Here is a 9,385-nt window from a genome sequence, read left to right on the forward strand (position 1 = left end):
CGTCCCCCAGCCTATAAAAAATTTAGATTAGCATTTGAAGAACCATTCTTATTATACATCAATGTGATGCTGTAGCTATCAGATTTCATTGCTATGACTTTTTCATGTATGATCATTTGATTGCATCTGTAGAGATAAACCATGTTTGAGATCATTGATGATTTAAAAGCTAAATTAGATCAGCATCGACCTCTTTCACCTGCAATTGTTAAAAATCTACATGAAGACTTGATCTTACGCTGGACTTATCATTCGAACGCCATCGAAGGTAACACTTTAACTTTATTAGAGACCAAAGTAGTTCTAGAAGGAATTACCGTAGGTGGGAAAGCGTTAAGGGAGCATTTTGAAGCGATCAACCATCGTGATGCAATTTTATATGTCGAAGATATTATAAAAAAACAAGAACCGTTTTCAGAGTGGCAAATTCGTAATATTCATCAATTGATTTTAAAAAATATTGATGATGAGAATGCAGGACGATATCGTCAGCAAAATGTCTTAATCTCAGGTGCTACCACCAATCCTCCAGATCACACATTGCTCAATGACAAGATGGCTCAATTTATAGATTGGTATAACATGGAAGCTCATACATTGCATCCAATTGAGCGAGCAGCCAAAGTTCATGCTGATTTTGTGGGTGTCCATCCTTTTGTGGATGGGAATGGACGTACATCTCGATTGTTGATGAATCTTGAATTGATGAAAGCAGGTTATCCACCGAGTGTGATTACTGTAGAAAATCGCTTAGCCTACTATGAGGCTCTGGATCAATGGATGGCGTATGGCAATAGTGAGCCATTTAATAGCTTAGTTGCTGCTGTTGTATTGGAAGGATTCAAGCCATATCAAACAGTTTTAGGAATCTAGGAAAGTAAAAGAAGGGTAAAAGCCCTTCCTCGTTAATTTTTGCTATCACACTCTATGTATATGAATTTTGGTGATACGAATTCAGATTCATAATAAGTATATTTGTATTTTTCAACTTGTTGCCCAAAAATGACTTTCCATATCTTTTCATTTATACCGTCTACACCTTGAATATTCATTGAACTTTGAAATTCAAAAATACTCATGGTGATCTTCGTAAGTGGTGCAAAATTAAGAGTGCCATTATCACGAAAGCTGATGCAATCTTTCATTGATAGAGGCTGGCATTCTCGCTCTGTCGCACAATACACATTTAAGACATAGTTATCAGATAAATCACGTTGTATACAAAAAAATAATGCTAAAATTTCTGATTGATGTTTTTCATGAAAATGATTGATGATGCTGCGCATTTTTTGGGTCAAAGCATTTTCCACAGATTTATTTGCTTTAAACAGTTCATGCTCATTCATGTGGAACACATAAGTAAAATGATTTAGATTAAATTGTTGATGAGTTTTGAATAACTTTTTCATCACAGGTACATTTTCTTTACGTATTTCTTTGATTAATGCAATACGCTTATCACGATCAGCGATTGCATTTTTACTGGTTGAATGCTTTTTCAATTCATATATGAATGCATCTACAACAGGTTTTATCTGCTCAACATAGTATTCATTGTGTAGCAGCATTGGATTAATAGGTCCATCTGAATTGTAACCCAAATTTACATATGCCTGATGCACAGCCTTTACACTTTGACTGATTTTGAATAGTGAGTGTTCTCGTAATTGAACATTAATTGGTTGAAAGCTCAGTAGTAGTTCAAATACATGATCTGTATGCGGAGTATTACTGACATAGTATTGAGTAGAGATTCGACTGATTTTTTTAAATTTTTCTTTGAAAGGCAAATAACTCGGATTCGTAGCGATTTCCGAAACGCTTTGCATATTGAATAGGTTAAACTCACCCATACAAAAATAAGGTAGATTGGTGCTTTCTGTCGTATTGGTAGGTTGCATTAACATGTTCATTATGGTCTCACTTTTTTTAAATATGGGTATTGGTGCTCTCTATGGCTGAGAGCATTATTTAGATGGTCTGAATTAGCCTAAATTTGATCCTGCATTGATCTGACGAGGCCTTCCAGCTTTGCTTTTTTCAAGCTTGCGAGTGCTATAGCCAAAAGTACGATGGTTCTTAAGTGTTTTTTCGATAATGAACTGATCGGCTTTGGTGAAGTAATCTACGACCGAATGCAATGTGTCAATTTTTTCATGGTCATCATGCACAAGTATCCCAAGCGCAAGTTTTTTGTAGGATTTCATTTTGTTATTGCAGTTATAGTAATATCCTTTGTTCTGAGTGATGCTCATCCATAATTTACAGAGTTGGTCTGCATAGAAAGAATGATTCCAATAGATATTGCCATCCATAAAAAAAATAAAATGATAGTGGTAGCCTTTTTTTATTCCATATTCTAATTTCCAGATAAAACCGACAATTGGTGGTACTTTGTCATTTGGCGTATGGAGTTTTTTTAAGAAAATGCTCAAGTATGCTTTCAGTAGTTCAAGTGTGATTTTAAATTTTCGATTAATGGAGAAATCAATTCGAATTACCAGTAATTTACTGAATTTAATAATTAATTTTTGGATAAGCTTTTTAGCCTTCTTGTTCTGATTTAAGCTTTTTTCTTTGCGTAGTTCTACTGCTTTTTTATAGTCTATATCATTCGATAATGCCTTGAAGAGACGTTGGTAGAACTCATTTAAAATTTGAGCTTTAGGCTTGTAATGAGTTGGGCTGATCGCTATTTGCTCATTGTGAGCAAGTTGCCAAAAGTTTGTAGATGTATCATTTACAATATGTGCAGGGAAGCACTCTACGTATATCTTACGAAATAGGTCAGTCTCAGCACTCGTGTAAGTGACATCATATATAAATCGTGGATCAATGTTTTTTAATGCATCATGTAAAGGCCTGTGATTAATTTTGTAAGATTGCTTTTTATCGGGATGAAGGACGTAGATTAAAAACTTTCCCTCTTTGTGCGTTTTTTTTATGAGTTGAATGATTCTATCCTTCTGTAATGCTTCTGGATCATCAATTATTACAATGCTTTTATCATCCACCTCATGTATGGAATATTTTTCATAATTATCATCAGGATAATTATTTAGATCTGTGTTCATATAATGCTCTTTTAGGTAAATTTTAAGTAAGTGAATCCCTACCTAGGCATGGATAGCCTTGGTATGAATCGTGATATATTTGATGTAGGTTTTAGAAGAGTTGTTGAATGAATAATAAATCTAATTAAAAGTATTATTTATCAATAAAATATATTGATTATTAGTACTTATTAATTAAATATAAAATCCTAAATTATTGAAAAATATGAGAACCATAATTCCGACAATCCATTTCATCTATTTTTCAGAAATATCGACTTTCGCAGTTGAAAGTCGATTTGGAAAGTTAGCAGGTAAAACGTTGCTTAGCTTTAAGCTCAAGCCACTGAACTAATTCATGCTCAAACCACCCAACAGCATTTGAACTGAGCTTGATAGGTTTTGGGAAAGATGGATCGTAACTTTTCGATTTCTTATTTAATTTTTCATATATGACTGAGCGACTTACACCCGTAAAGCCAATTACTTCTTTGAATCGAAGGATGGTTGGTCTTGGATATATATCTGATTGCATGAGATTTGACTCCGTGATTGAATAAGTCAAAATTAACAGCAAGTCTTCGGACAAAAAACAGCGGATCTAATTCCGAATGGGGAAAAATGAATCAGAAGCAAAAAGAACTGCTTAAGACAGCATGTCTAATACGCACTCAAAGCTTTATTGAACAAGAATTTGATCATTTTTCTCTACTTAAATCTCAGCCTGAATTATTAAATTCATTGAAAGAGTTAAATAAATACGTTCTGAATTTATTTCTAAAAAAATCATGGGCTACTATTGAGGAAAACCGACATCCATCTATGGGTAAGGTAGAACAAATCCTAAATCTGAATTCTCAAGATTATTTTAATTGCGAGGTGATAGCCTGTTTTTGGGGGAATGCTCAATATGGACAAGATTTTAAGAATCCGATCCATAATTGGTTTAATCTCAATTCGACTAGAGAGTTTCATTCAGCTTATTTTGAAGTATTTTCTTTAATTCGAAAAAACGCTGATTTTAATGCTATATATTTAGAAGTACAGCAATTAGCTAGTTGCTATGATTTAGCTGCTTTGAGCTATCGCACTCAGTTAGATTTAGATAAATATATAATTCCTATGTATTTAGAGTTTTTTATGGGATTGCAGACTCTATCTTATAGGGAGGAAAATTTCGAAGGTTACTATGCTTTAGTTAATTTTCTCACTCCAATAGATACATTGAAACGTGGTGCTAGTTCAGTATTACTGCAACCATTAAACCATCTATCTTGGAGTAACTTGGTTGGGCGAGATAGTGAAAATAAAATTGTGGAAATGCAGGAAGGACTTTTACATTTTCAAATTCCTATAGGTAAGGACTCTTCATTCCATGAAATATTTTTTTCAAATTATTATGCTCTGTACTTACTATTGAATAAAAACCTAACATCAAAAATTTGGAAAAATATTGAAGAACTGGAAGAAATTCTTGAATTTTTATCAAAAAAATTAACTTCTAAAAAAAATGCACATCTGAAAGAAAAGTCTACATTAGTTGCATATGAGACATTAATACTCGAATATTTTTGTATGTTTAAAAAAGATGAATATTGTAAAAATGGGCTATCTGAACCAAATGGTTTTAACAAATTTTTATATACGGCTTTGACTACTGAGCTTAATAAAATAGCAGATAGTGGTTATAAGTTTGAGCATCCGTCCTACAAAGAGGGGCTGGAAGGTGTAGAAATAAAATTAACCAACAGTGAGATACGTTTATCTCTAAAGCATGAGTCAATTAGAAAGAATCTTGAGAGAAGAAAAAAGTTACATCAATTACCCCAAATATTAAAACAAGAAAATTCCGTTCAAGATAAATCTCATGTAGTGGATTTTCTTAAAATTTCAGAAAAATCAGTAGATTATAATTTTTGTGAACGTAAGTAATATTATTCAGAAGAGAGAACACCAACATTAACCGTGTTCTCTCTATTTTATAGCCTGACATTAAAAAGACAAACTCACATTGCCTTGATCGGTTGTCAATTCAGCTTCAAGGACTTGATCACCACGACACTTCAACAAGTACGATACCGTTGAGCTATAACTCATTTGTACAGGCATCTTGCTATGGAAATCTGCGGTGTAATAACCACAACGACCACGATTAATACTCATACCTTGTAAGACAAAAGGTTGATCGTTGGTTGACTGAATTTCTAAAATATATTCGATCGCTCCTTGTACATTGAAGGCAGATTGAGATTCCCGACTGGTAATTTGAGCTCGAACAGATAATGCAGGTTGTTCCGTTTCCATAGGAATATGATTGCTGTAATCAGGACTGTTTGGATCAAGATCAGACTCCATCATGGATTTGAGTGCTTCAGGATGTTTATCCCAACTCTCAAGAAATGACTGCGCTTCTTTAACTGCCGCAGGCAGATACTCGGTATCATTTTCTATAATCTGAGTTAAGGCTTGTACTTTGGCTTCGACTTCATCCTTGCTATATGGAGCATATTTGGATTGCTCTGTCTGGACGGGTGAACTGGATGTTTGATCTTTCGTACTTTTCTGAGCTGGCTGATTGTTCTGACTACATGCAATCAGTAAAGTTGACAGTGCTACAGTGGACAGTAATTTTTTCATGGCTTGACTCTCACTTACTTAGAGCGCATGGTCAGAAATCCGACCAAACATAGAATTAAAATTCCACCAACGATTTTTCCCACTGTTGGAAACATTACCGCAGGCCAAACCAAACCTTGCCCTAAATTATAGGTAAATGGCTTATAGTTGTATTGCCCCCAAAAGTGTTGATAGATGGCAAAGAAAAAACCAATCACTAAGTAGCCACTGATCATCCATGATTTAATATTTGAATTCATTTACTTTCCCCCAGTTGCAAATTTTGCTAATGCGATAAATAGTCCCATCACGATCATGAAGCCAATAAATGGCAAACCTAAAAAGCAAATCACTGCAATGATGCAGATGATGCCAGCAAGTGTTCTCATGGTTATTCCTTCATGCACTGATAGGAAATATTGACCATATCTCTTTGGAAGGATTCAGTTTGCTGCAAGGTGTAGAGATTTTCTTTAAGTCCATCTTCTCCATATTTATTTTCAAGTTTGTCGTAAATACATGAACAGGTATTGCCATCAATGCCACCTGTTTTACAACCACTGATAAACTGACGTTCTGTTTTACTGGCACAGCCTGCTGTCATCATGACAAGTGAGATGAGTACAAGCGAAGTAAGCGTTTTCATCATTTCCCCTAATTTTTATTGTGTTATTTGATGTGTAATAAATTTTGCTGAATTGACTAAAGTGTAGATGCGACAAAGCATTCCAAGGCTAGATAGCGTTTAGATCAGTCAAATAAGCAAAAATTTATGAATGCTGTTAATGCAACAGAGGAATATAAAATCGTTTCAGGGAGAACAATATAGATAGGAAAAACTTAGTCATGGGTATGACTCCTTTGGGTATAAAAGAAGCTTCACCGCATTACTGTCAAATAATGGTGGCGAAACGAAAGAGGGTTGACAGACTGATACCCAAAAAGATCAGCACACCCGAAGGTGTCCCCCTCCCGTTCCGCCGCAGAGGGGGCACGCAGGGTCGCCCACCAAAAAGATAAACTTTTTAGTGTGCTTTGGGTAAGCGGTCTGTCAAAACCGACTGACGATGTAGGTCAGCAGTTGAATGATAAAATTAAGGGTGAGTTTAGTCAATCGAGGTTATGAAAATATATAAATAAATCAATAGTTTTATTATTTTTAATACACTAGTACTTTTTCAATTTTAAGTAATATAATTCTGATGTCTAAAATAGTAAATTATCTGAAAATTCAAAAAATTAGGGGTATATATGAATTTTAAATTACTTAAAGTACGACTAGATAGAATTAAAACTCAAAAACATACACTTACTCCAGAAGATATGTTGATGTTAGTTACTCAAGAAAAAGCTGATCTTAATTCGGGGTTTTTCTCTCGTTTATTTAGTGTGACTATTCCACAAAAATGGGAATTCTCTATCAATTCTTTTGAGGAAATTGGCGTTTCTTTAGAATTGGTTGAATTGATTGAAACAGTATTTATCCCTCACTATCAAGGGCATGCAAAAAATTATGCTTGGTTAGAGCAATGTATTTTATTCAAACTCAAGCATCAAGCGTCGATGAATATTTCTGAATTAGTCAGTCGGTATTTATCGAAGATTGAAAAAAGTGAACATTTACAGATTAGTCGAGAGATCTTAAAAATTTTATTTGAGCGTGAGCCTAGCAATGCTGTCATTAAAGCACAGGCGATAGTGTACAAACGCAGTGAAATCTATACTAGCGCTATAGAAAAGTTTGAGTACTATTTTGAGCATTGTCCTTATCAAGAAACATTATATTTTGATTATCTTGAATGCTTAATAATGCGGAAGAATGTTATCTATAATCAGGAAAAAGGAGAGTTTGGTGATTTGCAATATGCTGTATATTTACTTTGCTCTATAGACGATGCGAAAGATAGAGCATTACAAGGGAATCTACTCAATCGTGCTATAACAGCCCTTTTACCAGAAGACGTTATTGCAACTCGTCCTGAAGATACGAATTTCTTAGCTGACATGGGACGTGGGCTAAATAGTTTTAGTAAGGGAGTTGGTACATTTTTTGGAGGGCGTGATTCGCAGATTCCATATAGTGAGGGAATTATTGCGAGTGCACCAAAACTTTTGAAAAATCAAAAAATTGTTGAGTGCCTTAATCAAAATCAAAAAGCACAAAAAGAGCTCGAAAAAATATTATCAGATCAAGAACTAAAGATGGGGGTGGGCTTAATGACATCCACATATTCTTTAGGCTTAATTTGGGACTATGCACATATTGATCCATCTGTATTAGATGCATTGAGCTTTGCATCAAAAGGAAATCCTGAGAACTTTAATACTTTACAAGACATTTCAGCGAACACACTAGATAGTGCAGGAGCAGTGACACGTTTAACTGGTTATGTTGCTGAACAACAGGTTGCACTGAATCTACAACAACAAGGGCATACCGTTGAATTCCCCGACAGTGCAAATCAAGCAGGTTATGATTTGATTGTTGATGGTACACCTATGCAAGTTAAGTGCTCAATGGATGCTGATTATGTATTAAGTCATTTTGATAAGTATCCTGATATTCCAGTAATTGTGAACAGTGAACTTGCAGAGCAGCTAGGTAATCATCCAATGGTTTTAGTGGATACAGCTTTAAGTTATGAAGCTGTTCAGGAAACCACAGGGGCAGGACTAGAGGGGATTGCAGATTTTGCTGGTGTAGGGGATATGCTACCAATCCCACTATTAACGATTGGTTTAGCAGCGTATCGTAATTATGGTGATTTTAATTCTGGTAAAGTGGATGGCGAGCAATACTTAAAAAATGTTGGCAAAGAAACTGCTGCCATTGCTGGAGGTGCAATGGCAGGATCAATGCTGCTCGGCACATTAGCAGGTCTTGCTACAGGTGGTGTCGGAGTCATTGTTGTGGGTGGTATTGGTGCATATATGGGAGGTGTTGCTGGTTCTACGGGTGCAAATAGTATGAACCGAGAAGCTTTGTGTAATCAAAGAGATATCGTAGTGAAATTACTCATTGAATTCGCAGCGTGGTTCAATGAAAATTTATTGATCCATCGAACAAATGTGCTATTCAAACAGCTACAAAGTTTTGAAACTCATATGTTGAATAATGCTGATCGTATTATTGTTTTTAGTACTTTATTAATCTATCAACATGAAGCCTATATGCGTGCTTATCATCTGAACCAATGGATCTTACATAAGTTGCAAAAAGGTAATGAAATGGAAAAAGTTCAAGCTGGTTGGGTGGCTATTGGTGAATCAAGTAATTTTATATCAGTTGATCTACAGTCAAAAATTAATGAAATTAATCGTCAATTAGATATTTATAGAGAACTTGCTAAACCCGATTCAGCACAGCCTAATCTTTCTCATCAGCTTAAACCTGCTTGAGTGTTGGAATAATATCAATAGTTGTATTTGAAAAAAATTGGAGAGATCATTTACTAATTGGAAAAGTAAATTTTAATTTATTCTAAATAATTTCAGATATATAGAATCCTAATGAGAATCATGAAGCTCTTTTGAGATCACATGAAAATATGAAAATAAAGCCTGCCTTCGAGCGGGCTTTTTTGTGCCCAAAATTTAAGGAGTCGAGCCATGAGCTTGAGCTGTCCCTTTTGTCATTCAACGAATGTGATATTGGTTGAAGCAAGTACACAACAATCAAATACGACCTTAACCAATTTGGTCACACCGACCACATT

At 34.9% G+C, this 9,385-nt stretch carries 10 protein-coding genes; 3 read left to right on the forward strand and 7 right to left on the reverse strand.

Annotated features, from left to right (window positions below):
- Positions 1 to 141: 141 nt before the first annotated feature.
- Entirely contained in the window at positions 142 to 873 is a 732-nt protein-coding gene (locus MN869_RS19215; RefSeq protein ID WP_004991951.1) for a Fic family protein, read from the forward strand.
- 32 nt (positions 874 to 905) lie between these two features.
- On the opposite strand, the gene MN869_RS19220 is transcribed toward MN869_RS19215, so the two are convergent.
- From MN869_RS19220 to MN869_RS19230, 3 genes are all read right to left on the reverse strand, one after another.
- Positions 906 to 1,913, reverse strand: coding sequence for a hypothetical protein (locus MN869_RS19220; RefSeq protein WP_004991949.1), 1,008 nt, complete (start codon positions 1,911 to 1,913; stop codon positions 906 to 908).
- A 72-nt stretch (positions 1,914 to 1,985) separates the two neighbouring features.
- On the reverse strand, positions 1,986 to 3,074 hold the full coding sequence (locus MN869_RS19225) for an inovirus-type Gp2 protein (RefSeq protein WP_004991948.1): 1,089 nt from the start codon (positions 3,072 to 3,074) through the stop codon (positions 1,986 to 1,988).
- Between the two features lie 286 nt (positions 3,075 to 3,360).
- Positions 3,361 to 3,588 carry an AlpA family phage regulatory protein gene (locus MN869_RS19230; RefSeq protein ID WP_004991946.1) on the reverse strand — a complete coding sequence of 76 codons (228 nt, stop codon included), beginning with the start codon at positions 3,586 to 3,588 and terminating at the stop codon, positions 3,361 to 3,363.
- A gap of 86 nt (positions 3,589 to 3,674) precedes the next feature.
- On the opposite strand from MN869_RS19230, the gene MN869_RS19235 reads away from it, so the two are divergent.
- A complete protein-coding gene (locus MN869_RS19235; RefSeq protein WP_004991944.1) occupies positions 3,675 to 4,985 on the forward strand; it encodes a hypothetical protein in 1,311 nt (436 codons plus the stop codon).
- 60 nt (positions 4,986 to 5,045) lie between these two features.
- Here MN869_RS19235 and MN869_RS19240 read toward each other — a convergent pair whose 3' ends face one another.
- The 4 genes from MN869_RS19240 to MN869_RS19250 are packed head-to-tail and all read right to left on the reverse strand — an operon-like array spanning position 5,046 to position 6,315.
- Entirely contained in the window at positions 5,046 to 5,690 is a 645-nt protein-coding gene (locus tag MN869_RS19240; protein ID WP_004991941.1) for a hypothetical protein, read from the reverse strand.
- Between the two features lie 14 nt (positions 5,691 to 5,704).
- On the reverse strand, positions 5,705 to 5,929 hold the full coding sequence (locus MN869_RS19245; RefSeq protein ID WP_004991939.1) for a hypothetical protein: 225 nt from the start codon (positions 5,927 to 5,929) through the stop codon (positions 5,705 to 5,707).
- Positions 5,930 to 6,058 carry a hypothetical protein gene (locus MN869_RS20445; RefSeq protein ID WP_004991931.1) on the reverse strand — a complete coding sequence of 43 codons (129 nt, stop codon included), beginning with the start codon at positions 6,056 to 6,058 and terminating at the stop codon, positions 5,930 to 5,932. It lies immediately after the preceding gene.
- A 2-nt stretch (positions 6,059 to 6,060) separates the two neighbouring features.
- Positions 6,061 to 6,315, reverse strand: coding sequence for a hypothetical protein (locus MN869_RS19250; RefSeq protein WP_004991929.1), 255 nt, complete (start codon positions 6,313 to 6,315; stop codon positions 6,061 to 6,063).
- 605 nt (positions 6,316 to 6,920) lie between these two features.
- Here MN869_RS19250 and MN869_RS19255 point away from each other — a divergent pair.
- On the forward strand, positions 6,921 to 9,068 hold the full coding sequence (locus MN869_RS19255; protein ID WP_243309132.1) for a glycine zipper family protein: 2,148 nt from the start codon (positions 6,921 to 6,923) through the stop codon (positions 9,066 to 9,068).
- The last annotated feature ends 317 nt before the right edge of the window (positions 9,069 to 9,385 follow it).

Source organism: Acinetobacter sp. NIPH1876 (assembly GCF_022808535.1).
Taxonomy (GTDB): Bacteria; Pseudomonadota; Gammaproteobacteria; order Pseudomonadales; family Moraxellaceae; genus Acinetobacter; species Acinetobacter higginsii.

Excerpts from the sequence above, each read along its gene's own strand:
- MN869_RS19215 (WP_004991951.1), top strand. The coding sequence starts at position 142 with ATGTTTGAGATCATTGATGATTTAAAAGCTAAATTAGATCAGCATCGA.
- MN869_RS19220 (WP_004991949.1), bottom strand. The coding sequence starts at position 1,913 with ATGAACATGTTAATGCAACCTACCAATACGACAGAAAGCACCAATCTA.
- MN869_RS19225 (WP_004991948.1), bottom strand. The coding sequence starts at position 3,074 with ATGAACACAGATCTAAATAATTATCCTGATGATAATTATGAAAAATAT.
- MN869_RS19230 (WP_004991946.1), bottom strand. The coding sequence starts at position 3,588 with ATGCAATCAGATATATATCCAAGACCAACCATCCTTCGATTCAAAGAA.
- MN869_RS19235 (WP_004991944.1), top strand. The coding sequence starts at position 3,675 with ATGAATCAGAAGCAAAAAGAACTGCTTAAGACAGCATGTCTAATACGC.
- MN869_RS19240 (WP_004991941.1), bottom strand. The coding sequence starts at position 5,690 with ATGAAAAAATTACTGTCCACTGTAGCACTGTCAACTTTACTGATTGCA.
- MN869_RS19245 (WP_004991939.1), bottom strand. The coding sequence starts at position 5,929 with ATGAATTCAAATATTAAATCATGGATGATCAGTGGCTACTTAGTGATT.
- MN869_RS20445 (WP_004991931.1), bottom strand. The coding sequence starts at position 6,058 with ATGAGAACACTTGCTGGCATCATCTGCATCATTGCAGTGATTTGCTTT.
- MN869_RS19250 (WP_004991929.1), bottom strand. The coding sequence starts at position 6,315 with ATGAAAACGCTTACTTCGCTTGTACTCATCTCACTTGTCATGATGACA.
- MN869_RS19255 (WP_243309132.1), top strand. The coding sequence starts at position 6,921 with ATGAATTTTAAATTACTTAAAGTACGACTAGATAGAATTAAAACTCAA.